Annotated in this window: 24 protein-coding genes and 2 pseudogenes; 13 read left to right on the top strand and 13 right to left on the bottom strand. The window is 60.2% G+C overall.

The window, feature by feature from the left end:
- Nucleotides 1-47 precede the first annotated feature (47 nt).
- Nucleotides 48-1487: a pyruvate kinase gene (gene pyk / locus PH558_RS01205; protein ID WP_015341054.1), complete on the bottom strand. Its 1440-nt coding sequence runs from the start codon at nt 1485-1487 to the stop codon at nt 48-50.
- Nucleotides 1487-1975, bottom strand: a complete 489-nt coding sequence (locus PH558_RS01200; RefSeq protein WP_069613236.1) for a DUF1036 domain-containing protein — start codon at nt 1973-1975, stop codon at nt 1487-1489. Before PH558_RS01200 ends, pyk begins: the two co-directional genes overlap by 1 nt.
- Nucleotides 1976-2179: 204 nt before the next feature.
- On the opposite strand from PH558_RS01200, the gene PH558_RS01195 reads away from it, so the two are divergent.
- The 3 genes from PH558_RS01195 to PH558_RS01185 all read left to right on the top strand — a co-directional run bounded on the left by PH558_RS01195 (nt 2180) and on the right by PH558_RS01185 (nt 3731).
- Nucleotides 2180-2974, top strand: a complete 795-nt coding sequence (locus tag PH558_RS01195) for an N-formylglutamate amidohydrolase (protein ID WP_095435767.1) — start codon at nt 2180-2182, stop codon at nt 2972-2974.
- Between the two features lie 27 nt (nt 2975-3001).
- Entirely contained in the window at nt 3002-3307 is a 306-nt protein-coding gene (locus tag PH558_RS01190; RefSeq protein ID WP_095435768.1) for a DUF1244 domain-containing protein, read from the top strand.
- A gap of 172 nt (nt 3308-3479) precedes the next feature.
- On the top strand, nt 3480-3731 hold the full coding sequence (locus tag PH558_RS01185; protein WP_069613239.1) for a DUF2312 domain-containing protein: 252 nt from the start codon (nt 3480-3482) through the stop codon (nt 3729-3731).
- A 67-nt stretch (nt 3732-3798) separates the two neighbouring features.
- On the opposite strand, the gene PH558_RS01180 is transcribed toward PH558_RS01185, so the two are convergent.
- From PH558_RS01180 to PH558_RS01165, 4 genes are all read right to left on the bottom strand, one after another.
- A complete protein-coding gene (locus tag PH558_RS01180; protein WP_285201847.1) occupies nt 3799-4839 on the bottom strand; it encodes an NAD(P)H-dependent flavin oxidoreductase in 1041 nt (346 codons plus the stop codon).
- A gap of 65 nt (nt 4840-4904) precedes the next feature.
- On the bottom strand, nt 4905-5828 hold the full coding sequence (locus PH558_RS01175; RefSeq protein ID WP_285201846.1) for an NAD(P)-dependent oxidoreductase: 924 nt from the start codon (nt 5826-5828) through the stop codon (nt 4905-4907).
- A 203-nt stretch (nt 5829-6031) separates the two neighbouring features.
- On the bottom strand, nt 6032-7129 hold the full coding sequence (locus tag PH558_RS01170; RefSeq protein WP_285201845.1) for a branched-chain amino acid aminotransferase: 1098 nt from the start codon (nt 7127-7129) through the stop codon (nt 6032-6034).
- A gap of 191 nt (nt 7130-7320) precedes the next feature.
- Nucleotides 7321-8583: a flavin monoamine oxidase family protein gene (locus tag PH558_RS01165; RefSeq protein ID WP_285201844.1), complete on the bottom strand. Its 1263-nt coding sequence runs from the start codon at nt 8581-8583 to the stop codon at nt 7321-7323.
- 346 nt (nt 8584-8929) lie between these two features.
- Here PH558_RS01165 and PH558_RS01160 point away from each other — a divergent pair, with 346 nt between their 5' ends.
- The gene (locus PH558_RS01160) at nt 8930-9124 is read left to right on the top strand and encodes a hypothetical protein (protein ID WP_113408270.1); all 195 of its coding nucleotides are present in this window, start codon (nt 8930-8932) and stop codon (nt 9122-9124) included.
- Between the two features lie 165 nt (nt 9125-9289).
- Here PH558_RS01160 and PH558_RS01155 read toward each other — a convergent pair whose 3' ends face one another.
- From PH558_RS01155 to PH558_RS01135, 6 genes and pseudogenes are all read right to left on the bottom strand, one after another.
- Entirely contained in the window at nt 9290-9991 is a 702-nt protein-coding gene (locus PH558_RS01155) for a polysaccharide deacetylase family protein (protein ID WP_285201843.1), read from the bottom strand.
- 11 nt (nt 9992-10002) lie between these two features.
- A complete protein-coding gene (locus PH558_RS01150) occupies nt 10003-10845 on the bottom strand; it encodes a glycosyltransferase family 25 protein (protein WP_285201842.1) in 843 nt (280 codons plus the stop codon).
- Between the two features lie 123 nt (nt 10846-10968).
- Nucleotides 10969-11586 carry a hypothetical protein gene (locus PH558_RS01145; protein ID WP_095435776.1) on the bottom strand — a complete coding sequence of 206 codons (618 nt, stop codon included), beginning with the start codon at nt 11584-11586 and terminating at the stop codon, nt 10969-10971.
- Between the two features lie 285 nt (nt 11587-11871).
- A complete protein-coding gene (locus tag PH558_RS01140) occupies nt 11872-13824 on the bottom strand; it encodes a peptidoglycan L,D-endopeptidase MepK (RefSeq protein ID WP_285201841.1) in 1953 nt (650 codons plus the stop codon).
- A gap of 174 nt (nt 13825-13998) precedes the next feature.
- Nucleotides 13999-14211 (bottom strand): annotated as a pseudogene (locus PH558_RS34350) (helix-turn-helix domain-containing protein); the annotation flags it as partial.
- 104 nt (nt 14212-14315) lie between these two features.
- A pseudogene (locus tag PH558_RS01135) lies at nt 14316-15567 on the bottom strand (sigma-54-dependent transcriptional regulator); the annotation flags it as partial.
- A 220-nt stretch (nt 15568-15787) separates the two neighbouring features.
- Between PH558_RS01135 and PH558_RS01130 the strand changes: the two are divergent.
- The 9 genes from PH558_RS01130 (at nt 15788) to hemH (ending at nt 25761) form a co-directional block, all read left to right on the top strand.
- On the top strand, nt 15788-17650 hold the full coding sequence (locus PH558_RS01130) for a M3 family oligoendopeptidase (protein ID WP_285201840.1): 1863 nt from the start codon (nt 15788-15790) through the stop codon (nt 17648-17650).
- Nucleotides 17651-17675: 25 nt separating this feature from the next.
- Complete coding sequence (locus tag PH558_RS01125; protein WP_285201839.1) at nt 17676-18836, top strand: aminodeoxychorismate synthase component I; 1161 nt, start codon at nt 17676-17678, stop codon at nt 18834-18836.
- On the top strand, nt 18821-19462 hold the full coding sequence (locus tag PH558_RS01120) for an aminotransferase class IV family protein (RefSeq protein ID WP_285201838.1): 642 nt from the start codon (nt 18821-18823) through the stop codon (nt 19460-19462). Before PH558_RS01125 ends, PH558_RS01120 begins: the two co-directional genes overlap by 16 nt.
- A gap of 5 nt (nt 19463-19467) precedes the next feature.
- Complete coding sequence (locus PH558_RS01115; RefSeq protein ID WP_095435782.1) at nt 19468-19752, top strand: YciI family protein; 285 nt, start codon at nt 19468-19470, stop codon at nt 19750-19752.
- 266 nt (nt 19753-20018) lie between these two features.
- Entirely contained in the window at nt 20019-21470 is a 1452-nt protein-coding gene (locus PH558_RS01110; protein ID WP_113230747.1) for a homospermidine synthase, read from the top strand.
- Nucleotides 21471-21650: 180 nt separating this feature from the next.
- A complete protein-coding gene (omp10, locus tag PH558_RS01105; protein ID WP_015341076.1) occupies nt 21651-22040 on the top strand; it encodes an outer membrane lipoprotein Omp10 in 390 nt (129 codons plus the stop codon).
- A gap of 28 nt (nt 22041-22068) precedes the next feature.
- Nucleotides 22069-22392 (top strand): hypothetical protein, encoded by a 324-nt coding sequence (locus tag PH558_RS01100; RefSeq protein WP_285172960.1) that lies wholly within the window; start codon nt 22069-22071, stop codon nt 22390-22392.
- 147 nt (nt 22393-22539) lie between these two features.
- The gene (locus PH558_RS01095) at nt 22540-24630 is read left to right on the top strand and encodes a 5'-nucleotidase C-terminal domain-containing protein (protein ID WP_285172961.1); all 2091 of its coding nucleotides are present in this window, start codon (nt 22540-22542) and stop codon (nt 24628-24630) included.
- A gap of 96 nt (nt 24631-24726) precedes the next feature.
- Complete coding sequence (gene hemH, locus PH558_RS01090) at nt 24727-25761, top strand: ferrochelatase (RefSeq protein ID WP_285172962.1); 1035 nt, start codon at nt 24727-24729, stop codon at nt 25759-25761.
- Nucleotides 25762-25794: 33 nt separating this feature from the next.
- Here hemH and PH558_RS01085 read toward each other — a convergent pair whose 3' ends face one another.
- Nucleotides 25795-26703 (bottom strand): S1C family serine protease, encoded by a 909-nt coding sequence (locus PH558_RS01085; RefSeq protein WP_285172963.1) that lies wholly within the window; start codon nt 26701-26703, stop codon nt 25795-25797.
- Between the last annotated feature and the right edge of the window lie 237 nt (nt 26704-26940).

Here is a 26940-nt window from a genome sequence, read left to right as displayed (position 1 = left end):
AGCGGGTTTCGGATGTTTGAGGTGCTGCCGCAATCAGATGTCGGCAATCACACGCCGGACTGGCCGTCCGAACCGATATAGGCAATGCGCAGCATGTTGGTGGCGCCCGGCGTGCCGAGCGGCACACCGGCCGAAATGATGATGCGGTCGCCCGGCTTGCCGAAACCTTCCTCGGCAACGATGCGGCAGGCATTGTTGACCATGTCGTCGAGGTCGGTCGCATCGTGAGTGACCACACAGTGCATGCCCCAAACGACGGACAGGCGACGTGCCGTCTGGATGATCGGCGATAGCGCCAGGATCGGAACCTGCGGACGCTCGCGCGAGGCGCGCAGACCGGTGGTGCCGGAGGACGTGTAGCAGACGATGGCGGCAAGCTTCAGCGTCTCGGCGATCTGGCGGGCGGCGAGCGAGATCGCATCGGCGCCGGTCGCTTCCGGAAGAGCGCGCTGGGCATAGATGATGCCGGGATAATGCGGCTCGCGCTCGATGGTGCCGGCAATGGAAGCCATCATGGAAACGGCTTCGACCGGATAGTCGCCGGATGCAGATTCTGCCGAGAGCATGACGGCATCGGCGCCTTCGAAGACGGCGGTCGCGACGTCGGAAACTTCGGCGCGGGTCGGAACCGGCGCGGAGATCATCGATTCCAGCATCTGCGTGGCGACGACCACCGGCTTGCCGGAGCGGCGGCAGGCGCGGATCAGCTGCTTCTGAATGCCGGGAACGGCTTCCAGCGGCATTTCCACGCCAAGGTCGCCGCGGGCCACCATCAGTGCGTCGGAAAGCTCGATGATTTCCTCGATGCGCTCGACAGCCTGCGGCTTTTCGATCTTCGACATCAGGCCGACGCGGCCATGCGAGATCTTGCGGACTTCCGTCAAGTCTTCCGGGCGCTGGATGAAGGAGAGCGCAACCCAGTCGACTTCATTGGTCGCGAGAACGGCATCGAGGTCGGCGCGGTCCTTGTCGGTCAACGCGCCGACGCCGAGCAGCGTATCGGGCAGGCTGACGCCCTTGCGGTCGGAAATCTTCGTGCCCGAAATGACAGTCGTCACGATGCTCTTGCCGTCGCACTTTTCGGCACGCAGCGCCAGCTTACCGTCATCGATCAGCAGGCGGTGGCCGGGCTGAACCGATTCCAAGATTTCCGGATGCGGCAAGTAGACACGCGTGTTGTCGCCGGGGATATCCTGATTGTCGAGCGTGAAAGTCTGACCGGGCTTGAGATCGACCTTGGTGTCAGCAAACTTGCCGACGCGCAGCTTGGGACCCTGCAAGTCAGCGAGAATGCCGATCGGCCGACCACAGCGAGCTTCGACGGCGCGAATGCGCTGGATCAGCGTACGCATCACATCATGGCTGGCATGGCTCATGTTGATGCGGAACAGGTCCGCGCCGGCCTCATGAAGCTTCTGGATCATTTCCTCCGAAGAGGAGGCCGGACCGAGCGTTGCGAGGATTTTGACTTTTCGGTTTCGTCTCATCAATTCTGGCTTTCTTGGCTGCCCGAGGGCTCGGAAAGCTGAACCATCCAGCTCGCCTGGCGCCCGGTGTCGTATTCCTTGAATCCCATCTTCTGATAGCCACGAGCGTAGCAATCCTTGACGCCTGGGATTTTGAATTCGTTTTCCGCCACACACATTTCGACGTCGCCCGTCCAGCGGCCGCCGCGGGCCGCGTCTTCTGCGTAGAGGTAATAATAGCGGGATTGAAGCGGCCCCTCGATCAGAGTCGCGCAGGTGTTGGCCGGAATCTGCCACCAGCCCTCCGTCACCCAGCCATCCTTCGCGCGATAACCGATCGCCACGCCGACGAGGTTCTGCGTACCGTTGCACGTTCGGAAATCGGCATGAGCCGCATTCGGCATGAAGAAGAACGGCGCTGCCGCAGCGAGAATAAGGAAGGCGATTCGGGCGAGCGGGCCTGACCGCTTAACGAAACGTGGCGCGACTTGGCTGGACACGGCTTCCAATTGGCTCCCGGTTATTCGTTGTTGCGTCTTCTTGCGCCGCCATCCCATGAATGTCAACGCAACTCTAATCGATTATATTTTCTTCACGGGATGGTGACGGCACCATGCGCCGCTCTCCATCCGATCGAAGCTGCAAACCTTGCACCTTCCATCCGCACATGCAATCAAACAAAGAGTTGAAAATTTCAATAATCGACAATCCCCATGACCGATTTCAGACCGTTTGAATTCATACCCGGCAATCGTGACAAAGGCATGGTCATTCTCGGCGATCACGCCATGCGGCGCCTGCCTGAGCATTATGGCAGCCTGGGCCTGGCGGAGACCGCCTTTTCCCGCCACATCGCCTACGACATCGGCATCGAAGGCCTGTGCCGTCATCTCTGCGCGCGGCTTGATGTGCCGGGCGTGCTGGGTGGCTTTTCCCGTCTTCTGATCGATCCGAACCGCGGCGAGGATGATCCTACGCTCATCATGAAGATCTCGGACGGAGCGATCATCCCGGGCAATCATCCGATTACGGATGAGGAATGGAATTACCGCATAGAAGCCTTCCACCGGCCCTATCACAAGGCGGTGGACGAGACGGTTTCCGCCGTTGCCGAGGCGACCGGCAAGGCGCCCCTGGTTTTCTCGATGCACTCCTTCACACCGGCTTGGAAAGGCGTGCCGCGCCCCTGGCATGCAAGCGTGCTCTGGGACAGCGACGACCGTGCCGTTGTGCCGCTCCTTGCAAAGCTCGGCGCTGATACCGATCTCGTTATCGGAGACAACGAGCCTTATGACGGTGCCTTGCGCAATGACACCATGTTCCGTCATTGCATGATGAAGGGCATTGCGCATGCGCTGCTGGAGGTTCGGCAAGATCTGATCGGCGAAGAGGCCGGCATTGTCGAATGGGCCGATCGCCTGGCACCAATCTTCGCAGAGATCAATACCGATCCGGCGCTCCATGAATATAAGCGCTATCCTTCGCGCACTGGCTCTTATGAGGCATGAGGCGGCACGCGAATTGAGGAGAAAGAGATGACCACACTCACCAAGAAACAAGAGATCGAGCTCGAGGCTGCCGCCTTCCGCCGTCTCGTTGCGCATTTGCGCGAACGCAGCGACGTTCAGAATATCGACCTGATGAACTTGGCCGGTTTCTGCCGCAACTGCCTTTCCAACTGGTATCGCGAAGCAGCTGAAGATGCCGGGCTGCCGGTCAGCAAGGATGAGTCGCGCGAGGTGATCTACGGCATGCCCTACGAGGATTGGAAGAACCTGCACCAGAAAGAAGCCTCTCCTGTGCAAAAAGCCGCTTTCGAGCAGAACAAGCCGAAAGATTAACGCTCCCTTCACCAATTCGGCTTGACCTTGCGCGCCATTCGCGGCACGTCAACTGCCCGATCGAATTCGAAATCCCGCGCAAGCCATGAAGCGATGTGTCGTATCGGTGACCGACCGATCTCATCTGCGACGGGCTGCAAGCGACCCCTTTAAGACCCTTTAGGAGAATTGCATGGAAGAGAACAGCGTCGAGAACGTGGCCGCGGCGGAACTGCGTCAATTCATCGAGCGCATCGAGCGCCTCGAGGAAGAAAAGGCCGCCATCCAGTCCGACATCAAGGATGTCATGGGCGAAGCCAAGGGCCGCGGCTACGACACCAAGGCGATCCGCACCATCATCCGCCTTCGCAAGAAGGACGCAAACGAACGCCTGGAAGAAGAATCCATCCTGCAGACCTACATGGCCGCGCTCGGCATGGAATAATCGAGGCTTCACAAGCCTTGCGAGACGATCGGGAGCCGGTTTGCCGGCTCCTTTCTTTTTGAGCGCATCACTCTGTGAAAAGACGACCGATCAATTCGGCGGCACTCCCCTGCCACAGCTCGCCCCTGCCGGTTCCTGACCAGAGAGACAGGAAATCCGGCAATCCCTTCGCCGTCGATGCACTACGCATGTCCCGCGTGAATTTGTTCTGCGCCGGAAAGGGAAGAATGGCATCAGGCTTCCCATCTATCTCGTTCATGAAGCGGTTCTCGATCCCGCGCGCAAAGCGGCCCGAAAAGGCGCGCGTCGTCCGCGTCCTGCGCTCCGGCGTTTCCAGAAGCTTCCTGCGATAGGGTGCCGATGTTCCGGCTTCCGTACAGGCAAGGAAGGCCGTGCCCATCTGCACGGCTTGCGCTCCCGCCTGCAGCGCCGCCCGGATATCGCTTGGGGTCATGATGCCGCCAGCTGCGATCAGCGGCAAACGAATGGTGCCCACGCATTGCGCCAGGAGATCGCGCATGCCAATTTCCGGATCCGCTGCCCGCGTATCGAAAATGCCGCGATGACCGCCCGCTTCGAAGCCTTGCAGCACGATCGCATCCACGCTGCTCTCTTCCAGCGCCTTCGCCTCGTCGAGTGTCGTTGCCGTGCCGATCAGTGGGATGCCCGCCTTTTTCGCCTCTCGTACATGGTCGGCCGGCAACAGGCCGAAGACGAAGCTGAAGCAGGCCGGCTTGATGCGCAAGACAGCTTCGAACTGCGCATCGAAATCCTCTTCATAGGGAGGAGAAAGCTGCGGCGACGGCAGTTCCAACTCCTGGCGATATCCTGCGGTCGCAGCCAAGGCGCGCTCAACCCAATCGATGCCTACCTCCGGAATAGAATGCGGGATGAAGAGATTGATCGAAAAAGGCTTGTCTGTTCGCTGGCGCACCTCAGCTGCAAAGACTTCGATGGCCGCGGCATTTAAATAGGCGCCGCCCATGGCGCCGAGGGCACCGGCGGCGGAAGCCGCAGCCACGAGTTCTACCGACGAAGGACCGCCGGCCATCGGGGCGACGATCAATGGATGCTTCAAGCCAAGCTGTTGAAAAAGATTGCTGTCCATAGGACCGTCCTTCCGGAAATGCCTGCCCGAATCTCAACCCAACATAGGTGTTGCGCGATGAGTCGCTAGGAGCGACCAAGCGCCGCGGTGCGGGCCTCGATCGCCTTGATCACCGACACCATGTCGAGCCGGCCATTGCCGAGCTCGACGCTCTCGCCATAAAGAGTACGGCAGAGATCAAGGACAGGCGATGCCATATTGGCGGCGCGGGCCGCCTCCGCAATCAGTTTCGTGCTGTTGAACGCATCGGCCGTCGCCGCCTGCACTGAAAAATCCTGTGCGATAAGCTTCGGAATTTTCACCCGTGTCAGATCGCTGGCCATCGGGCCGGAATCGATAGCAGCCTGGAAGGTCTTGAGATCGAGCCCGTTGCTCTCGGCAAAATGCGCGGCCTCGGCGAGCCCCGCCAGCATCGTGCAGAGATAGAGATTGACGGTCAGCTTCATCAGCAGTGCATTGCCGACCGGACCGCACAGGATCGTTTCGCGGCACATGGGCGCAAGCAGCGGCCGCACCTCGGCTACCGTCTCCGCATCGCCGCCGAGCAGCGCGACCAGCTGCGCTGTCTCGGCAGGCTTCCGCGAGCCCGAAACCGGGGCTTCGACATAGCGCCCGCCGGCTGCGAGAATATCGGCGGCTAGCCCACGCGAATAGTCAGGCGGATTGGAGCCCATCGAAACCACGATGTGTCCGGATACCAGCTTGGCGAAATCCGTTGTCCCGCGCCGCAGCACCTCGTCCAGCACCGTTTCATTGACCAGCATCAGGATGACGATGCGGGCGCGCTCGAATACGTCCTCGACACTTGCAGCAACAGTTGCGCCAGCCTCGCGCAACGGTTCTACGGCGGCGAGCGAACGATTCCAGACCACGAGCTTCGTGCCGGCCCTTGCAAGATTGAGGGCCATCGGCTGGCCCATGACGCCGAGACCGACAAAGCCGATCTCCTCGCCCGGCGCGGCGCCGGGACGTTCGCTGACGCTGGTCATCATAACAACTCCGATGGTTCGGGTGACTATGCGATCTCTAGAGCAACTCCAGGAAAAGTGCGTAGCGGTTTTCCGTCCGGAATTGCGTGAAACAAAGAGATAGAGCGGCTCAGATATTTCGCGAAAAGCTGAACCGCTCTTGTGTCAGAAGCCGGCGGGGGCGCTCAGATGCCTTTCCCGCCGGGTATCGGTTCATGGTCCGCTTAGAACAGGCGGTCCAGCCACTCATTCTTGTCCGTCGCGCGGCCGAACTGGATGTCGGTCAGCGCGGCCTTCAGGCGCTGCGTCGTAGCGCCGGCATTGCCGTCACCGATGGTGAACGTATGCTTACGGCCCTTCAGCTTGCCGATCGGCGTCACGACGGCTGCCGTGCCGCAAGCAAACGCTTCGCTCAGGCGACCGCTCTCGGCATCGGCTTGCCACTGCTCGATCGAATAGGGCTCCTCGCGCACGGTCAGGCCCATGTCGCGTGCCAGCTTGATGAGGGAGTCGCGGGTGATGCCCGGCAGGATCGTACCGGTCAGCGGCGGCGTCTGCAGCGAACCATCCTTGAACACGAAGAAGATGTTCATGCCGCCAAGCTCCTCGATCCAGCGCTTTTCAACCGCATCGAGGAAGACAACCTGATCGCATCCTTCACGCTGACCTTCGGCAAGCGCGGAAAGGCTTGCGGCATAATTGCCGCCGCACTTGGCTGCACCGGTGCCGCCTGGAGCGGCACGCGTGTAATTCTCGGAAAGCCAAAGCGTAACGGCCGATCCACCGCCCTTGAAAAAGGAGGCTACAGGGGATGCAATGACACAATAGATGTATTCCGCCGATGGCTTTGTGCCGAGCGCGACTTCCGTGCCGATCATGAACGGCCGCAGATAGAGCGATGACCCCTCGGCCGTCGGAATCCACGCGCGATCGATCTTGACGAGCTCGCGAACGGATTCGACGAAAAGATCCTCGGGCAGGGTCGGCATCGCCAGCCGCTCGGCCGAATTGTGGAAACGGCGTGCATTGGCGTCCGGGCGGAAGAGAGCTGCCCCGCCGTCCGGCAGATGATAGGCCTTCATTCCCTCGAAGATTTCCTGGGCATAATGAAGCACCACGGTTGCCGGATCGAGAGCAAGCGCCTTGCGCGGCTCGATCTTGGCGCTGTGCCAGCCGCGATCCTGCGAGTAACGGATCGTTACCATGTGATCGGTGAAGATGCGGCCGAAGCCCGGGTTCTGCAGCAGCGCTTCCCGCTCGCTGGCCGTCGCGGGATTGGGGTTTTTCTGGATGTCGAAGGTTAATGTTTCGCCGTTGCTCATGGCTCCTCCAATGCTTCTTGTGTCGCGGCTTTCCCCGCCCATCTCCCGAAGGATGGTGTAAATCAAATCGGGTGGTATTTGATTGCGTTTACGCCTGTTCTCACGCAAGTTTAAGAGCGATTTGCATAAAATTATGAGGCGAATCGCTATTTCTCGCTTGGACGCTGGCTATCGGTCTCATGGGGCTTCCATCAGAGCGTTTTCGCAATGGTTGCGGCGGCGGCAGCGCCCGTTTCATAGGCGCCATGCGCGGTAGAATAGCGCGCCTTCGAACAGGCTTCTCCGGCGAAGAACAAGCGCCCGTCGCGGGGAGCGGCGAGGACGCCGCGGAGATCGGACGCGCCGGGCATCGCATAGGAATAGGAGCCCCCGAAGAACGGCTCCCCCGCCCAGGCTGACGCCGCCAACGGCGACAATTTCCTGCCGATATCGGCGCCGAAGGTGCGCTTCAACTGCTCCACCGAAAAATCAAACATGGCATCGATGCCCTGCCGCTCCAGATCGAGCGCAAGATCGGCGGCGAAATAGGCTTCGATGACCGGCGCACCGAATGGCTTCAGTTGATAGGCTCCCGTCCGGCGGCTGTGCTGCGATCCCATCACATGCGTATCGTCCGGAAACATCCAAGGTTCGGCTGTGCGAAGAAAGAGCTTGTTTGCCAAGCCGAGCGGCAGGCGGGATGCCGCTTCGATCTTCTCCGGAAGAGGTGGCCAGAAGGCGATGCGTTCGGCCGCAAGCACATTGGTGGAAACGGTGACGATGACGGCCTTTGCCCGCAGCTCACCCTTGGCGGTTGAAAGCACGATATGCTCAGCGCCGCTGTGATCGATGCGGCTGACCTCGGCGCCGACAACGGTCGGTACCCGCAGGCCGTAAGTGGCGACCACCGTGCCGTAGCCCTGCCGCACGCGCCAGTCAGGACCAGGGCCGGGATCGTAGCGGCCAAGATCGATCACCGAGGACTTGTCGAGCTCTCCCCCGGTCATGAAGGCGCCGACGGCGTAAATCCTCTCATTCCACGGATCATCAGGAGACAACATGGCCGAGAGATCGGCGTCTGCATCGCCCCCATACTCATAAACCCGCTCGAAGAAGGCATTGACGGCGGCGGCTGCAGCCTTCGCATCGGGATCGTTCTGTTCCAACCGGTGGCCGCCGTCGCTCCAGGGCGCGGGCGTGCGATCGACGGTCAGACCTACCTCTTCGGCAATATCAGTCCAGGCGTTGGTTCGCGCGCCATGCAGCCACCCGCAGCCCAAGTCGAGCGCGGCGGCATCGGCTCCGAACGGATGGATCGAGCGGGCGCGGCCACCGACGCGATCGGAGGCTTCGAGCAGGAGGACCGAGAGATCCGGCCGAAGCAATTGCAGCTGCCGGGCAGCACTCACTCCTGCCGCTCCGGCACCAATCACGGCAACGTCAATCTCGCCGCCTCTCCAGGATTCGATGGGCATTCCAATTCCTCTTCGCGCAAGCGCTGGAGAATAATCCAGCCGCGCGACTTGGTGCTATGAGGCTCGCCAATCCGCCGGCGCGAACCATGTCGCTCATGTGTAGCCGACCTCAGCGCGGCCTGTAAACGGGCGCAACGGCGGGATACCAAATTGCCGCATTGAGCTGAAACCGCGAATGTCGTACGTGCTTCATCCAGACAGATAGTGAGGAAGATCGTGCGGAAACGGACCTTCGGAACAACACTCTCGACCGCGACGCGTAGTATTGGAGGCGCTTGTGCCAACACAGCTCAATAAGACGGCAGCCACACGTCGCGCCTCTTTCAAATCGCATTCGGAAACACCGATGTTCACGAAGGAGTGGTCCATACCCGTAATCCTCGGCGTCCTCCTGCTCGGCGTCTGCGGACTGATCGCCTATTTCACCTGGACCCTCATGCCGCCGGCGGCGACAGCACAGAATCATGTCGGCGGAGCTGTCACAGTCAACGACGGCAATGGTCATGCGATTGCCGATCCCGCGCCGAAAAAGCAGCCATAGCTGTAGCCGCAGCTACACCGACCGATAGCGGAAAACGCTGGCCATGCCCGTGAGCGATAAGCTCGCACCCGGCAAATACGCCATCAAATGGCAGGCCCTTCCACCGGCGGCCACAAGACCAACGGCAGCTACGGCTTTACGGCAGCACCCTGGTTATAGAGCTGACTATCCGACGACGCACTTCTTGACGAAATGCAGCCAGCTGTCGTTGCGCCGGATGGTCGCGCGCGGCAGGCCGAACGGATCGTCGCCCGGCCGCGCCCGACCGCGGCGCGTCGTCGTCGCGGCGCTGTAACCGGCTTCATAGGCAAGCACGCGATCAAGCGGCGTTTCGTCGCCATAGGGAAAACAGAAGGACGAAACGCCTTCATCGAGCAAATCCTCAAGCAGCTCGCGCGAATGCGTGATCTGACGGCGCGCCTCTTCCATCGGCAATTGCGGCAGGCGAACGTGATCGAGCGTATGCGATCCCACCTCATGTCCGAGGCTGTGCCAATGCCTCAGCTGTTCGACCGACATGCAGGGCGCCTGAGCCACGCCAAGAGGGACATCCCAGACATTGCTGCCGCCGATCTGGTTCGCCACAACGAAATTCGTGGCGGTGAAACCAAACTCCTGCAACACGGGCAAGGCATTCTCATAGACATTTGCGTAACTGTCATCGAAGGTGATGGCAGCGACTTTGCCGGCCTTCTCGCCACGGATGTAAGGCATTGCCTCACGCAGCGACACACCCTGAATTCCAAGCTTTTTCAGCCATTCCATCTGACGGCGGAAGGCTTCGGGATGGACGACCATGCTTCTGAACGGCGCCTTGCGCGACGGCGGCACCGCAATCTGATGATATGCGAGGATTGGAACAGCCACGATGGATCGTCTCAGATGATGCGGCGCGAGCGAAGCGCGATCTTGGCGCGATAGAGCGGCCGCAACACCTCTCTGGAGAGCCGCTCTGCCAGTGTCTTGCGACCCTTGATCGTACTGCCGCCGAGCTGAGGGGAAATTTCACGCACGCCGCCAGGCAGGACCGAGAGCGGCGATACGCGCGTAAACCAGCTCATCTGCACGGTGGTATCGACGGGCCGGTCGAAGACGGAGGTCGCCTCCAGCAGGCGGATGGCGGCATCTCGGCTGACGAGCTGGGCTACCATGCCGAGACCGATCCTCGTCGGTTGAATGACATCGGTCTCCCCCTGGGAAAGAACACATCTGCCGTGCTCCTTGCCCATGCGAAATGGGAAGCGAATGAAAGAACCTGGCTTCAGGCAGGCCTTGGCGGCAGCAAAGGCCGCATGGAACGCGTCGTCGATCTCGACATCGTCCTCGAAGATGAGACCTGCGTCGATATTCTGCTCGACAATGGCAGCCCAAGCCTTGCGATGCGACAGAAAGCAGGCGATTTCGCCCGTGCTCATGGCAAACGGATAATATGGCTTCTGCAGCCGAGGACGATAGACACTGTCGATCTCGACGGCACTCAGAGTGCGGCCATCGACTGCCTCGATGATCTCGCTTTGCACCGGAAGCTTTGCAGCGAGCCTTTCGACCTGCGGCATGCGGTCACGGGCGCGATCCAGATGGATGATGAAGCCACGAATGACGGGTTGGCCGGGCGCGTCCAGAACAGCACCGATCGGATTGGACGCAGGAGCGAACTCGAATCCCGTATGAGATCTTTCGAGCGGCATCGCCGAAGACGGGTTGAATTCGTGGGCTTGCATGAATGGATACCTCGAGGTCATATTTCGCGAGGCTCTAGCAATCCTGAATGAAAGCGAGCTTAGGCAAACCTGAGGCGAAACTGAAAACGGTTGTTTTCAACGGGTCTGAACAACTGAAGGAAGCTAGACGAGCATGCTGATGCGGCCGCTCGCGACCTTGTCTTCGACCCAGCGGCGTTCATCCAGCCAGGCATGGCGTTTCCACCCTTCCCAGCTGAAACCGCACAGCTTCACGTCCCATTCGTCGGCAGGCAATCGTGAGAGCACATATCGGATGCCGAAGAAGCCGGTGCTCGGAAAGAGCTGGTGCATGCGGCATTGGCTCACACCGAGTTCCTCGCAGCCCTCGATGTAGAACTGTGGCGGCATGATGCGGATTTCCTTGCCGGCCGCGCCGACCAACTCGATCGTCCGCATTGTCCAATCGCTTCTTCGGCCTTTCAGGCGTGAGAGCAGATTGGGCTTGGGGTGATATTTGCGGATGATATCGGGATGATAGGCCAGCACGACTTCCTTTGCAGCCGTGAAAGTCGGACTGGTCAGAAAGGCCGGATCCGTCAATCGGCGCTGCATGGGCTTGCTGGAAGCTGCAAGCATGAGAATATCGGTGCGTGACCCGCTCAGGCCGATCGAGGCCTTCGGCTCGTTGAAACGCATTGCAAATTCTGCATTGTCCACGACCTCCGAAAGGTCACGCTGCAGCTTGCCATTGCCAATGATGATTGCCGTCTTGCGGGTCAAATATGAATATCCATCAGGTCTGAAATCGCCGACCTAACGGAGCCAAATGAAGCCAAACTGAATGCCGGATCAGGGAAGGATGCATAAATCCTGACGCGAACCTGAAAGCCGTCGCAATGTCACCTACAAGCAACAGCAGTGCCTGAAAACCGCGCTTCAGCTCAGATCTGCATGCAGTCCGTGGGCCGCGCAAACCCGAGTGAAATCGCAAATGGACAGCATGCTGCCGAATCAAAAAGGAGCCCAAACGGGCTCCCGAAAATCACGCTGAAGTGGATGCCTGTCCTATTCGACCGAATTGAACTTCTTCACCTGAAGGAAATTCACTGCACTTCCGCTGAAGCGTTCAGGATCGATCGACGCCGTCTGCACCTTGAAACCATCCGTGTAAACGGCAGTCGGCTGGGCACGGAGCGTCGGGCTCACGAAGCGCGGCGCCTTGACCGGGCGGTTCACGATCTCGACCCGGGCCTTTGCGATCGCCCATTGCGAGATCATCTTCTCCGTCAGCGTCGGCGCGGTCGTCACCGTTGCGCGGCCCGAATCGGCCACGACGGCGTCCTGCTTGTTCGGCCGGCCGCCCTTAGTCGCGATACCGGCGGCAATCGGACGTTCCTGCGGCGTCGTCGGCTCGAACCCGTCGTTGAAGCGACGGCTGCTGGCCTTTACCTCATTGCGGACTGGTGCAAGCGCGGCCATCTGCATCGGCATTTGCTGTGCCGGTCTCTGCTGTGGCAGGACGGCGGCAATTGCCTGCGCCGCATCGTTACCGGCAGCCGTGCCGTTACCGGCGGGCGCCAGTTGATCCTTGGACGCGACGTTGTTCGACGGCTGCATCACCGGAATCGCATTATTGGCATCCGATCGATCAGGACGGCTTTGCTCGAGAGCCGCAATGACCGAAGGCGAAAGTGCACCTGCGTCAGCCTGGTCGTCGGCGGCCTCCTGATCGGCATCGGCTGATGCCAGCAGGCTTTCGGCCAATTCCGGACGCTGCGCCGGCACCGGAACGGCAGCCAGCTGGCCTTTCATGTCAGCCTCGGCCGATGCCACTTCGGCATCGCCGGGTGAACGGCGGTCAAGCAGGGACGGCACGGGCACGTGATAGGAGCGAAGATCGGCATATTGCGGCTGGTCGCCCGTATCCGGCATGGCGGCGGCAAGCGCATCCTGCGCCGCGTTACGCGACGGCGAGACGAGGGCCGAAGCCACATCGCTGCCGGCAGGCTGATTGCCGAATGCCGGGCGAACCTGCGGAACGGGCGCGTTTACGCTGGCAACTTGGACCTGGGCCGGAGCCGGAGCGGCGCCATCGTCACCATCATCACTGGCAGCCGAAGCCGGCTGGCCCTTCCGGGCAGCCGAGGCGACAGCCACCGGTGCCGCCGTCGTTCCACTATCTGCATTATCCTCTTCCTCATCCGCACCGCCACCACCGAACAGGCGGGCAAAGAAGCCGCGGCGCGGCGAAGAGGAGCTGGCAATCTGGATATCGTCGGACGACATGCGGCGCTTGTAATCGGCGACTGCCTGCTGATAGCCCGGCAGCGGCCGGCCGTCGGCCGGAATATGCATCGTCTTGCCATCAGGGAAGAGGCGGACGAGATCCTGGCGATCCATGCGCGGCCATGCGCGCACGCCGCCGACGTCCATATGCACGAAGGGCGAACCGGAGGTCGGATAATAGCCGACGCCGCCCACCTGCAGCTTCATGCCGATTTCGCGCAGCTTGGTGAGCTTGACGTCCGGAATATAGAAGTCCATCGCGTTGCCGAGCATGTGCTGGCTCTTCTTGGCAACGCCGGTATGGGCGGAGCGCGTGCGCAGCATCTCGTTGGTGCCCGGCGAACGGAAACCGCAGATCACGTAGATGAATTCGTGCGAACCGCTTTCGCGGTAAACTTCCCAGATCAGGTCGAACAGGCGCGGGTTCATCTTGGTCGGCTGATTCTTGCGCCAGTCGCGCAGGATGCGATTGAGCTTCTCCAGGCCGTCCGGATCGAACTTGCCGTTGCGCTTGTAGGTGATGACGGCCTTCTCGCCGGTATGGACGTAATAGATCTTCAGGCTGCGGGTTTCACCGCCTGCCTGAGAGGGAGTGCCAACGAAAACAGGGGTAGAAACGGCCAAAGCAAGGAGGCCAACGGCTACGACCTTGGCCACCTTGCTAAATAGGTTAGAGCACGCAGAATGCCAGCTCAAGCTATTAGGCTTGGTATTTGCACTCAAATTCGGCAATTCGATCCCCGTCCGACAGACAATGTCGCATCGTGTTCCAAATGGCTGTCAATTGCGGTGACACGATGGCAAAAATGCCACACATGGTCGACCCCTTCATACATGGTGAACGATGCACTAACAAGTGCTTTACGACGGGTAACAAAATATGCTTGCCTAAACGTTAAGCTTTCTTCACGCCGCGTTTTTTTGCGGGTCATCCGGGTCTATGCCGTAATCTTTCAACTTACGGTAGAGAGTTGAGCGGCCGATACCCAGCTTTCTCGCGACTTGACTCATCTGCCCACGATAGAATTTGAGGGCAAATCGGATCAATTCTTCCTCGACATCCGCCAGTTTTCTGACATCGCCTGATGTATTCGTGCTGACGATGACATTGTCGGAAGCATCGGCTGAAGCAAGCGGAGTGGTTGCAGCCGATCCGTGCGAAACCCCGTATGGGACTCGTTCGCTTCTTTCAGCCGCCAGAAGTTCAGCCGAAGAGGCATGCGAATTATCCACAACCAAGGTCGGATGCTCGGCGGCGAAATAGCCGGGCAACTGCGCGGCGATCTGCGGGAAATCCGTATCGAGCAGTTCGGGGCCTTCGGAGAGAACGACCGCGCGGAAAACAGCGTTTTCGAGCTGGCGGATATTGCCCGGCCAGTCATAGGCGGTTAGCAACGCAAGTGCGTCGTTGCTGATGCCGAGCGGATGATCGAGCTTCTGCTCCAGCGCAAACCGGTCGGCAAAAGCGCGTGCCAGATGCGGGATGTCTTCCTTGCGGCGACGCAGCGCCGGCATGGTGATCGGAAAGACGTTCAAGCGATAATAGAGATCCTCACGGAAGCGCCCGGCCTTGACCTCTTCGATCAGATCCTTGTTGGTCGCCGAAATTAGCCGGACGTTGACCTTTTGCGCGACGCGCGCGCCGACGGTCTCGATTTCGCCCTGCTGCACGGCGCGCAAAAGCTTGACCTGGACTTCAAGCGGCAGGTCGCCGATCTCATCGAGGAACAGCGTGCCGCCGTCCGCCTCCATGAATTTGCCGACATGGCGCTCGGTTGCACCCGTGAACGCACCCTTCTCATGTCCGAACAGGATGCTTTCGACGAGATTGTGCGGGATCGCACCACAGTTGACGGTCACGAACGGCTTGCCGGCGCGGTCGCTGGCGGCCTGGATGGCACGGGCCACCAGTTCCTTGCCGACACCCGATTCGCCTTCCAGCACGACTGGAATATTCGATTGCGCCGCGCGATGGGCCAGATCGATCACCCGCATCATCGCCGGGCTTGCCGAGACGATGTCGTCGAAGGTGATGCTGCTCGAGCGCGACTTGCGCCCGGCACGGGCCTTAGCCTCGCGCTGGTCGAGCTTCAACGCGTTGGCGATCGATGCCGCGATACGCTCCGGCGATACCGGCTTGACGACGAAATCGAAGGCGCCGGCGCGCATCGCCTGCACCACGGTATCGATACCGCCCTGCCCCGTCTGCACGATCACGGGCAGATCGATGCCCATATCGTTCAGGGCGCCCAGGAACTCGATGCCGTTCATTTCCGGCATCATGAGATCGAGCACGATCACGTTGATCTGATCGTTGCCGCGCTTCAGGAACTCAAGGCCGAGACGGCCATTTTCTGCCAAATGAGCAACGTGTCCGTGCCGCTCGATGGCATTCTTCAGCAGACGGCGTTGAATCGGATCATCCTCAACAACGAGAATCTGCGCGCCCCCCTTGGCGCTATTGTAAACGGTCATTGGTGCCTCACTTCATGCGAAACCTGAGGCGAAGATCGCAGAAAGGCTTGAACATGAAGTTTTGCCAAAGCATCGCATTTTAATCATTATGACGAATGTAAAAGCGCTTATGATTCAACCTTCGGTGCAGAAAAATCAGGCCTTGCAGTGGGCTTTCCAGCCGAATAGACACGATACGGATCGGACGATCCGAAAAATAAAAGCAGAGGAAATTTCGCCCATGAGCCCAACCTCGCTCCACCCCCTCATTAATTTCTCGGCCATTGAATTCTCGGCAAGCCCGGCAGCTGGCCAGGCGCTTGGAGGCCTGCCGGCCTGGAAGCTAAGCGATCTCTATTCTTCCTCCACGTCCCCCGAGTTCGTCGGAGATCTGGAAAGGGCCGGCAAGATGGCCATTGCCTTCGAGGAAAAATGGAAGGGGAAGCTTACCGATGCCGCCGCCAAGACAGGCGACGCCGGCATCGGCACGGCCATAAAGGAGTATGAAGCGCTTGACGATATCATGGGCCGTCTCGGCTCGTTCGCCGGGCTCACCTACTTCTCCAATACCATCGATCCGAACAACGGCAAGCTCTATGGCGACGTCCAGGCAAAGCTCACGGACTATTCCTCTCACCTTTTATTCTTCCCGCTGGAGCTGAACCGCATCGACGATACGGTGATGGACGCCTGCATGGCGAATGACCCCGCCGCCGGCCATTATCGTCCCTGGATCGTCGACCTGCGCAAAGACAAGCCGCATCAGCTCGACGACAGGCTGGAACAGCTGTTCCTGGAAAAATCCATGACGAGCGCCGCCGCATTCAACCGGTTGTTCGACGAAACGATGGCTGAGCTGCGCTTCGAGATCGACGGCGAGAAGCAACCGCTGGAAGTCGCCTTGAACATGCTGCAGGAGCAGGACTCGGAAGTGCGCCGCAAGGCCGCCATGGCGCTTGCCGAAACCTTCAAGGCGAACCTGCGCACCTTCACGCTGATTACCAATACACTCGCCAAGGACAAGGAAATCGCCGACCGCTGGCGGGGCTTCGAGGATATTGCCGACAGCAGGCATCTCGCCAACCGCGTCGAGCGCGAGGTGGTGGATGCGCTGGCGGCCGCCGTACGCGAGGCCTATCCGCGGCTTTCGCATCGCTATTATAAGATGAAGGCCAAGTGGCTCGGCATGGACCAGATGAACTTCTGGGACCGCAACGCGCCGCTGCCGGAAACGCCCAACGCGCTGATCCCCTGGAAAGACGCGAAGGAAACGGTGCTTTCTGCCTACGGCAATTTCGCGCCGGAAATGGCCGCGATCGCCAAGCGCTTCTTCGACGAGGAATGGATCGACGCGCCGGTGCGTCCGGGCAAGGCGCCGGGCGCCTTCGCGCATCCGACCGTGCCGTCGGCTCACCCCTACGTGCTGGTCAATTACATGGGCAAGCCGCGCGATGTCATGACGCTGGCGCATGAGCTCGGCCATGGCGTGCATCAGGTGCTGGCCGGAGGCCAGGGCGCACTGATGTGCCAGACGCCTTTGACTCTAGCTGAGACAGCCTCCGTTTTCGGCGAGATGCTGACCTTCCGCGCGCTGCTCGACAAGACCACCGACAAGCGCGAGCGCAAGGCGATGCTCGCCCAGAAGGTCGAGGACATGATCAACACGGTCGTCCGCCAGATCGCCTTCTATGAATTCGAGCGCAAGGTTCATACCGCCCGCAAGAATGGCGAGCTGACGTCGGACAATATCGGCGAGCTGTGGCTCTCGGTGCAGGCGGAAAGCCTCGGGCCTGCGATCAAGATCTCCGAGGGTTATGAGACCTATTGGGCCTATATCCCCCATTTCATCCACTCGCCATTCTACGTCTATGCCTATGCCTTTGGCGACTGCTTGGTGAACTCGCTCTATGCCGTCTACCAAAACGCCGAAAAGGGCTTCCAGGAAAAGTATTTCGAGCTCCTTAAGGCCGGCGGTACCAAGCACCACGCCGAACTTTTGAAGCCTTTCGGCCTCGACGCAACCGATCCGTCGTTCTGGAGCAAGGGCCTGTCGATGATCGAAGGGCTGATCGACGAGCTGGAAGCGTTAGATAAGGGTGCCTGACACCCAACCGCTGAAGAAGTGCTCAATGGCCGACGCCATACCCTACGTCCTCTTCAGGGACGACAGCACAGGACAGGTGATGATCTTTGCCGAACCGGTCGAGATCATCACGGCTCATACGCGGGCTGACTTCTTCGATGCGCTCGACCGCATGGAAAAGGCCAAACGACTGGGACAATGGCTTGCCGGCTATATGGCTTATGAAGCCGGCCATCTCTTCGAGGAAAAGCTCGCATCCTTCGCCGAGGAAAGCAGGGAAACGCCGCTCCTCTGCTTTGGCGTTTTCGACGGCCCTGCCGCCGATGGTCATCCGCTGGGCCGACCGGTACAGCGCTCGGAAAACCAGGAGTTTATCACAGAGCCAAAAGCGGCCTGGAATTTCGAGACCTATAGGGAGAGCTTCGACAGGCTGCACCAGCATTTGCGCCTGGGCGACTGCTATCAGGCAAACCTCACCATGCCGATCCATGCCCGCTGGAACGGCGATCCCCGCGCTGCCTTCTGGTCTCTGATCGAACGGCAGCCGGTGAAATACGGCGCATTGGTCGATCTCGGCGGGCCGATCATCCTCTCGCGCTCGCCGGAGCTTTTCTTCCGCACGGACGAGGACGGCTGGATCGAGACGCATCCGATGAAGGGCACAGCCAGGCGCGGCGCGAATGCTGCCGAGGACGAGCGCATCATCGCCGCCATGCTCGCCGACGAGAAAACGCAGGCCGAAAACCGCATGATCGTCGACTTGCTTCGCAACGATATCTCCCGCATCACTGAGGTGGGCACGCTGGACGTGCCAAAACTCTTCGAAATCGAGACCTATCCCACGCTTCATCAGATGGTGAGCCACGTGCAGGCGAAGCTTCTGCCGGGCATATCGATCCGCGAGATCCTTGCCGCGCTCTTTCCTTGCGGCTCGATCACCGGCGCACCCAAAATGCGGGCGATGGAAATCCTGCATGACCTCGAAGACGGCCCGCGCGACGCCTATTGCGGCGCGATCGGCATGATCTCGCCTGGCGGCGCCATGCGCTTTTCGGTGTCGATACGCACGATCACGCTTTTCGAAGACGGCCGCGCGGTGTTCAATGTCGGCGGAGGCATCGTCTTGGATTCGACGGCGGAAGCTGAATATGAGGAATGCCTCCTCAAGGCACGCTTCGCCGTGGGGGACCGATGGATCGACCGGTAGAGGATTTTTCCCTGATCGAGACGCTGCGCTACGAGCCGGAAGCCGGCTTCGTTCGTCTGCGTCTGCATCTTGCGCGGCTGCAACGCTCCGCCCGCCGCCTCGGCTTTTCCGCGCCGCAGAACGTGCTTGGCAAGCTGGAGCACGCGGTCGCCGATGCCGCCGCACCCTTGAGAGTTCGCCTCACTCTGGATCGCAAAGGTCAAACGGAAGTGACGACGGCGCCGTTTGCCCCGCTTTTGCCTGATACCGTCTGGCGCTTGCGTATCGCTGCGACCCGGCTCGGTTCCTCCGACAAGTTGCTGCATTTCAAAACCACGCGACGAGGCATCTATGAAGCAGCCCGCGCGGAATATCGGCCAGACGAGGCAGACGAAGTCCTGCTTCTCAATGAAAAGGACGAGGTTTGCGAGGGAACGATCACCTCGGTCTTCCTCGAGGATAGCGCGGACCTGCTCCTCACCCCGCCCATATCATCCGGTCTGCTTGCAGGCGTCCTGCGCACCGAGCTCATCTGCCAGCGCAAGGCCCGGGTCGGCCGCATCCGGCTCGACGAGCTGAAAGACTGCCCCCTTTATGTCGGCAACTCCCTGCGCGGCCTGATCCGCGCACAACTTCTGTGGAATTGATTGAAATGTTCATCCTCTCGCTCACCTACCTCAAGGGTAATGACGAAGCCGACAAGCACATGGAGCCGCATATGGCCTGGGTGAAGGAAGGCTATGCCAGGGGCTGGTTCCTCGCTTCCGGCCGTAAGGTGCCGCGCACAGGCGGCGTCATCTTCGCCCGTGGCGAGCGAGCGGAACTGGAGGCCTATGTCGCTGCCGACCCCTTCACCATCCACGGCGTCGCCATTTACGAAGTCCAGGAAATCGCTCTGACCACGGTTACTGACGGATTGGAAAGCCTGAAGGCCTAAGCGGCGGAAGGCGCTTGCCTTCCGCTCCATTCCCTTTATGTCAGCGAAAACCAACCCTGAGAGCAACAAACTCGTCGCATATGGCGTGTATGTTGGCCTCCACTTGACTTTGCCCGGCTAACCCTCAACAGCTCTTTATTGTGACATCAAATTATGATTAGAGCCGCTCACTTCGCGTTTTCGCGCAAACTCTGCCAGCGTTTTCGCGCAAACTCTAATTGAATTTCGTGAACCGAACGGCGTCCTGCCTTTCGAAGGAGAAAAGAATGACGAAACAAAACTATCCGGTATATGCCGAAATTACCGGTCCGATCGTAATGATCGGCTTTGGCTCCATTGGCCGTGGCACCCTGCCCCTGATCGAGCGCCATTTCAAATTCGACAAGAGCCGGATGGTCGTCATCGACCCGCAGATGGATGCCGAGCACCTGGCGATCCTGGAAAAGCATGGCGTCCGCCATATGCAGGCCCATGTCACCAAGGACAATTACAAGGATCTGCTGAAGCCGCTGCTCACGGAAGGCGGCGGCCAGGGCTTCTGCGTCAACCTATCGGTCGACACCGGCTCGCTCGATCTGGTCAAGCTGTGCCGCAAGCTCGACGTGCTCTATATCGATACCGTCGTCGAGCCTTGGCTCGGCTTTTACTTCGACAAGAACCTGAAGAACGCCGACCGCACCAACTACGCTCTGCGCGAAACTATGCGCAAGGAGAAAGAAAAGAACCCGGGCGGCACGACGGCCGTTTCCACCTGCGGCGCGAATCCGGGCATGGTCTCCTGGTTCGTCAAGCAGGCGCTCGTCAACCTCGCCAATGATATCGGCCTGAAGTTCGAAGAGCCGGATCAGCACGACCGTGAAGGCTGGGCCAAGCTGATGAAGAAGGTCGGCGTCAAGGGCGTTCACATCGCCGAGCGCGACACGCAGCGCACCAAGCATCCGAAGCCGCTCAACGTCTTCTGGAATACCTGGTCCGTCGAAGGCTTCATCTCCGAAGGTCTGCAGCCGGCCGAACTCGGCTGGGGCACCCATGAAGAATGGATGCCGAAGAACGCCAAGAAGCACAAGAAGGGCTGCAAGGCTGCCATCTATCTGGAACAGCCGGGCGCCAATACCCGTGTGCGCACCTGGTGCCCGACCCCCGGCCCGCAATACGGCTTCCTGGTCACTCACAACGAGTCGATCTCGATCGCCGATTATTTCACGGTCCGCGACAAGGACGGCGACGTCACCTTCCGCCCGACCTGCCACTATGCCTATCATCCGGCCAACGATGCCGTGCTCTCGCTGCACGAGATGTTCGGCAACGGCGGCACGCCGCAGCCGGTTCACCACGTTCTTGATGAGGACGAGCTGGAAGACGGCATCGACGAACTCGGCGTGCTGCTCTACGGCCATGCCAAGAATGCCTACTGGTACGGCTCGCGCCTGTCTCTCGAAGAGACCCGCCGCATTGCCCCCTACCAGAATGCTACCGGCCTGCAGGTGACGTCTGCCGTGCTCGCCGGCATGGTCTGGGCACTGGAAAACCCGAAGGCCGGCATCGTCGAAGCAGATGAAGTCGATTACAAGCGCTGCCTTGAAGTGCAGCTGCCCTACCTCGGCCCGGTCGAAGGTCATTACACCGACTGGACCCCGCTCGATGGCCGTCCAGGCCTGTTCCCGGAAGACATCGACACGAAGGACCCATGGCAGTTCCGGAACATTCTGGTTCGCTAAGAGTATAGTGTTGGCTTGATGCAAGTCACGAATGCCCGCACAGGTCGTGCGGGCATTTTTGTTACGCAAGCCAGATAAATCAAGCAGATCGCCTGGGACGTCTTGCTTTAACCCGATGGTCGCGCCATCTTCCTTGCAACCGATACGCCTTTAGACCGCCTCTATTCGCGGGAGATATTTATGAAGATGAGAACCGTTCTTGCCCTCGTTGCTGCCGCGGCAGCCCTCTCTGCCTGCGTCGATTTCGGCGGTTCCAGACCGCCGCCGATGGGGATGAACCCGGGTGGCTCCCAGCCGCGCATGAATTCGGTGGAAGGAAGCTGGGCCGATTCGAACGGCCTGAATTCGACCTTCAACGGCGGCCGTTTCGAAACGCACACGACAGATGGCACGAACCAGCAGATGGCTTCTGGAACCTACACCACCGATCCATCCGGCGTGATTCAGATCAATCTCTATTCGAACATCAAGCGCACATCGTCGAAGGTGAATTGCTTCCTGGCCAATCCCAGCCAACTCAATTGCACCTCCGAAACCGGTGGACACTTCTCGCTCAATCGCCAGGGTTGATAGAAGCTCGATGGACGGATAAAGCATCATGCGCGGCATGCTGATCCTCTATCTGGCCCTTATAGCAGCATTGCCCGTCGCCATTATGGCGACGGTCCTCCCTGTAAACAGCTATCAGGCCCAGGGCATCGACGCCCTTGATTGTGACGGCCCGGCGAGCGTCCTTCTTTTCGCTGTACCCACTTTGCTCGTCTACGCCGCCGGCGCTATCCTGCTCTACCGAAGGCGGAATCGGCGCCTTCATCTTGTCGCCTCCCTCTGTTGTGCGCTCGTCTTCTGCGCTGCCGGCTGGAATGCCGCTGCGGCATTGCGCGACTCCTATGGTGCAGCCTCCGCCGAAGCCTGCGCCTGATCCGGCGGGCCATTTCGCTTCTTTGTAAAATCCGAATGAAGGCAACAGCTTTTACTTGCGCTCGCTCCGCCGGGATGGAAACATCGGCATCGGGGGACCGCCTCGGGCATTGGCGGGCCGGATTGCAATGACCAACAGGAGAGACAGATGAAGCAGCCCTTCGGAGTGGGTCTTTTGGCCGCGACGCTGCTGGCACTGAGCACCAGCGCCGCCTTCGCGGACTATCAGCTCAACATCCTGCACTTCAACGATTTCCATTCGCGTGTCGAATCGATCAACAAATTCGACGCCACCTGCTCGGCAGCCGAGGAAGCCAAGAACGAATGCTTCGGCGGGACGGCACGGCTGAAAGCAGCCATCGACCAGCGCCGCGCCGCCCTTGCCGGCCAGAATGTCCTCGTCCTCGATGCCGGCGACAACTTCCAGGGCTCCCTGTTCTACACGACCTACAAGGGCGCTGCCGAAGTCGAATTCCTCAATGACATGAAGATCGATGCCATGACGGTCGGCAATCATGAGTTCGACGATGGCGAAGGCCCGCTTGCCGCTTTCCTCGACAAGGCGCAGTTCCCCGTTGTGACGGCCAATCTGGTGGTCGACGACCAGTCGAAGCTCGGCGAACGCATCAAGAAGTCGATCGTGCTTGATATCGGCGGCCAGAAGATTGGTATCGTCGGTGCGGTGACGACCGAAACACCGGAACTTGCCTCTCCCGGCCCGCATGTGAAGATCACCGACGATGCCGCCGCCATCAGCGCCGAAGTCGATGCGCTGAAATCGCAAGGCGTCAACAAGATCATCGCGCTCACCCATGTCGGCTATCCGCGCGATGTCGAGAAGATCGCCAAGATCGCCGGCGTCAGTGTCGTTGTCGGCGGCCACTCGCATACGCTCTTGTCGAATACCGACCCGAAGGCAGCCGGCCCCTACCCGACCATGGTCGACAATCCGGCCGGCTATAAGGTGCCTGTCGTTCAGGCCGCATCCTACAGCAAATATCTCGGCGACATCGTCGTCACCTTCGACGACAACGGCGCCGTCAAGGACGCCAAAGGCGATCCGATCTTGCTCGATTCCTCCATCAAGCCCGATCCGACGATCCTTGCACGCGTGCAGGAGATGGCAAAGCCGATCGAGGAGCTGCGCAAGAAGGTCATCGGCAATTCGCAAGGGCCGATCGAAGGCGCGCGCGAAGTCTGCCGCGTTCGGGAATGCTCGATGGGCAATCTCGTTGCCGACGCGATGCTCGACCGCACCAAGGCGCAAGGGATCTCCATTGCCATCCAGAACGGCGGCGGCTTGCGCGCCTCCATCGGCGCCGGCGACGTCAGCATGGGCGACGTGTTGACCGTACTGCCTTTCCAGAACACGGTTGCGACCTTCCAACTCACGGGAGCCGACGTGAAAGCGGCACTCGAAAACGGCCTCAGCCAGATCGATGACGGGGCCGGTCGCTTCCCGCAGGTCGCCGGCCTCAAATACAGCTTCGACAAGTCGAAGCCGGCAGGCAGCCGCCTGGTGTCCGTCGACGTTCAGGAAGGCACGGAATTCAAGCCGATCGACCCCGAAAAGACCTATGGCGTCGTCAGCAACAACTACATGCGCGCTGGCGGCGACGGCTATACGGTCTTCGCCAAGAATGGCAAGAACGCCTATGACTTCGGCCCCAACCTGGAATCGGTGGTCGCCGATTATCTTGGCGCGCACAATCCCTACAAGCCGTACACGGACGGCCGCATAACCCAGATAGCCGCGGCAGCGCCGGCTGCGCAGCCGGAACCCGCAAAGCCCACCGATACCACGCAGACAGCACCGGAGCAGAAGCCGGCAGCAGCCGCTACAGGTGGCGGCGCCACGACCACCCCTCCGGCCTCCTCCCCTCCCACGGTGACAACGCCAAGCACCACCATACCGGCAAACCCGACCGCAACGCCGTCCGCTCCGGCAAAATCGGATCCGGCGCCCTCGACCCCCGCTACCTCAGCTCCAGCGGCTGAAACGCCGGCTGCTGCCGCACCCGCGACCACAGCTCCGGCAACGGCAACGCCGGAAGCCAAGACCAGCGAACCGCCAAAGACGCCGACAACCCACGTCGTCGTCGCCGGCGACACGCTCTGGGATCTCGCCAAGACCTACTATGGCAATGCAAAGCAGTGGCACAAACTTGTGGCCGCCAACCGCAACATCAAGGCGCACCATCTGTCGGTCGGTGAAAAGTTGAAAATTCCGGCCAAGTAAGACGATTTGTCTCGCATGTCACAGCCGGTCCGGGCTTTCCCGGACCGGCTTTTGTTCTTATGTGAAATGCTTCGTATCTTGAGAGGAATTCAATCGATGACAGCAGACCTGACCACGCTTCCGCCCGATCACCCCAGCGTGAAATACGGCAAGGTCGGCGTGCTGCTCATCAATCTTGGCACCCCCGACGGCACAGACTATTCCTCAATGCGCCGCTACCTGCGCGAATTCCTGACCGACCGCCGCGTCATCGAGTGGTCGCGCTGGAAATGGTACCCGATCCTGTTCGGCATCGTGCTCAACACCCGGCCGAGAAAGGTCGGCAAGGCCTATGAGACGATCTGGAACAAGGAGAAGAACGAGAGCTATCTGCGCACCTACACGCGCAACCAGGCTGATCTGATGGCCGAGCGGCTGCGCGACCTGCCCAACGTCAAGGTCGACTGGGCCATGCGCTACGGCCAACCCTCGATCGCCGATCGCATCCAGGCATTGAAGGATGATGGCTGCGAACGCATCGTGCTCTTCCCGCTCTATCCGCAATATGCGGCGGCAACGACGGCGACGGTCAACGACAAGGCCTTCGAGAAGCTTCAAAAGATGCGCTGGCAGCCGGCAATCCGTACCGTGCCGCAATATCATGACGACGAGACCTATATCGAGGCGCTCGCCAATTCGGTCACCCGGCATCTATCGACGCTGGACTGGCAGCCCGAAAAGATCATCGCATCCTTCCACGGCATTCCCATGTCCTACTTCAAGCTCGGCGATCCCTATTACTGTTTCTGTCAGAAGACCGGCAGGCTGCTGCGCGAGAAGCTCGGCCTATCCGAAGATCAGTTCATGGTTACGTTCCAGTCCCGCTTCGGCCCGGAGGAATGGCTGCAGCCCTATACGGACAAAACGGTGGAAGAGCTTGCCAGGACGGGCACGAAGCGGATCGCCGTCCTCAATCCGGGTTTCGTCTCCGACTGCCTGGAGACGCTGGAAGAGATCGCCGAGCAGGCGGCCGAATCCTTCCACCACAATGGCGGCGAGAAATTCACCCACATTCCCTGTCTCAACGACAGCGAAGACGGCATGAACGTGCTGGAAAAAGTCGCGCGGCGGGAGCTGCTCGGCTGGGCCTGAGCGGATCGCCGGGTTGACCCCGGCGACGCGTTCCTACTGAAGCTGCGGCTTTCTGAGGAAGCTGCCGCGGTCGGCGGATTTGACGCGCAGCCAGGCCTCGCGGCCGTCGCGCAATACGCGCATGGGGATCTCGGACCCAGCCGGGCCGCTCTCCCAGACCTTGCGATAGAAATCGGCAAGCCCGTCGACCTCACCATCGCGGATTTCGGAAATGACGTCGCCACGGCGCAAGCCAGCCTTGGCGGCCGGCCCACCCTCGGTGACGCTCATGACGACGACTTCGCCATTGCTTTCGGCCGAGAAGGCACCGAGCCAGGGCCGCGGCGGTTTGTTGACCCGACCGCGCTTGATCAGATCGTCCAGGATCGGCATCAGGAGATTGATCGGCACGATCATGTTGATATCGGCGCTATCGCCGTTCTGCGTCGCCATCTGCAAGTGCAGCGAGCCGATGCCGAGAAGCTTGCCATCCTCGTCGACAACGGCCGCCCCGCCCCAGGAGGGATGGGCTGGCGCCGTGAAGATCGCCTCGTCGAGCAGATATTCCCAATAGCCGGCGAATTCCTGCTTGGCGACGATCTTCGCCTCGACAAACTGGCCGATCCCGTCGGCGATGACGACTTCATCACCGATCTCAGCCTTGTCGGTATCGCCGAATTCGAGGGCGGGCACATCGAGAGGCCCGAGCGCCTGCACGATGCCGAAACCCGTTTCCTGATCGTAGGCAAGCGCATGACCGGGCACGACGCGACCGCTATTGGTCGTGAGCCAGACCTCGTCGGCTTCGGTGATGAGATAACCGATCGTCAATACCAGACCGTTTCCGCGGATGACGACGCCACTCCCTTCTCTGCGGGTGCCGAGCGTTGCCGCCGTAAAGGCGTCTTCCGGAATTGAGGCGTGCACGGCCACAACCGACCGCAAGGTCCTATCTAAGTTCATAGCTTCACCCTGATAATGCGCTAAGGCTTGGCCCGAGAAGCTGCATGGCAGCGGGACCGGAAATCTCCATATAAAGTATGAATATCAATCGCCGGGCGCAAGACCCAGACGGCGATTGGTAGACCTGCCTCATAGCAAAACGCCTGCCGCATCCCCATTCCTCACTTGCTGAGAACATGCTAACCCACCACATCAGATTGAGCTACCGCCTCGTGAGCTCGACCGAGCGTAGGGAGG

It is taken from the genome of Rhizobium pantanalense (assembly GCF_030182525.1).
In the GTDB taxonomy this organism is placed as follows: domain Bacteria; phylum Pseudomonadota; class Alphaproteobacteria; order Rhizobiales; family Rhizobiaceae; genus Rhizobium.
The sequence above is the reverse complement of the archived record's forward strand: the minus strand, read 5'-3'. Positions and strand labels throughout refer to the sequence as shown.

Coding starts and splice junctions, on each gene's coding strand:
- pyk (WP_015341054.1), bottom strand. CDS start 1,487: ATGAGACGAAACCGAAAAGTCAAAATCCTCGCAACGCTCGGTCCGGCC.
- PH558_RS01195 (WP_095435767.1), top strand. CDS start 2,180: ATGACCGATTTCAGACCGTTTGAATTCATACCCGGCAATCGTGACAAA.
- PH558_RS01190 (WP_095435768.1), top strand. CDS start 3,002: ATGACCACACTCACCAAGAAACAAGAGATCGAGCTCGAGGCTGCCGCC.
- PH558_RS01185 (WP_069613239.1), top strand. CDS start 3,480: ATGGAAGAGAACAGCGTCGAGAACGTGGCCGCGGCGGAACTGCGTCAA.
- PH558_RS01180 (WP_285201847.1), bottom strand. CDS start 4,839: ATGGACAGCAATCTTTTTCAACAGCTTGGCTTGAAGCATCCATTGATC.
- PH558_RS01175 (WP_285201846.1), bottom strand. CDS start 5,828: ATGACCAGCGTCAGCGAACGTCCCGGCGCCGCGCCGGGCGAGGAGATC.
- PH558_RS01170 (WP_285201845.1), bottom strand. CDS start 7,129: ATGAGCAACGGCGAAACATTAACCTTCGACATCCAGAAAAACCCCAAT.
- PH558_RS01165 (WP_285201844.1), bottom strand. CDS start 8,583: ATGCCCATCGAATCCTGGAGAGGCGGCGAGATTGACGTTGCCGTGATT.
- PH558_RS01160 (WP_113408270.1), top strand. CDS start 8,930: ATGTTCACGAAGGAGTGGTCCATACCCGTAATCCTCGGCGTCCTCCTG.
- PH558_RS01150 (WP_285201842.1), bottom strand. CDS start 10,845: ATGCAAGCCCACGAATTCAACCCGTCTTCGGCGATGCCGCTCGAAAGA.
- PH558_RS01130 (WP_285201840.1), top strand. CDS start 15,788: ATGAGCCCAACCTCGCTCCACCCCCTCATTAATTTCTCGGCCATTGAA.
- PH558_RS01125 (WP_285201839.1), top strand. CDS start 17,676: ATGGCCGACGCCATACCCTACGTCCTCTTCAGGGACGACAGCACAGGA.
- PH558_RS01120 (WP_285201838.1), top strand. CDS start 18,821: ATGGATCGACCGGTAGAGGATTTTTCCCTGATCGAGACGCTGCGCTAC.
- PH558_RS01115 (WP_095435782.1), top strand. CDS start 19,468: ATGTTCATCCTCTCGCTCACCTACCTCAAGGGTAATGACGAAGCCGAC.
- PH558_RS01110 (WP_113230747.1), top strand. CDS start 20,019: ATGACGAAACAAAACTATCCGGTATATGCCGAAATTACCGGTCCGATC.
- omp10 (WP_015341076.1), top strand. CDS start 21,651: ATGAAGATGAGAACCGTTCTTGCCCTCGTTGCTGCCGCGGCAGCCCTC.
- PH558_RS01100 (WP_285172960.1), top strand. CDS start 22,069: ATGCGCGGCATGCTGATCCTCTATCTGGCCCTTATAGCAGCATTGCCC.
- PH558_RS01095 (WP_285172961.1), top strand. CDS start 22,540: ATGAAGCAGCCCTTCGGAGTGGGTCTTTTGGCCGCGACGCTGCTGGCA.
- hemH (WP_285172962.1), top strand. CDS start 24,727: ATGACAGCAGACCTGACCACGCTTCCGCCCGATCACCCCAGCGTGAAA.
- PH558_RS01085 (WP_285172963.1), bottom strand. CDS start 26,703: ATGAACTTAGATAGGACCTTGCGGTCGGTTGTGGCCGTGCACGCCTCA.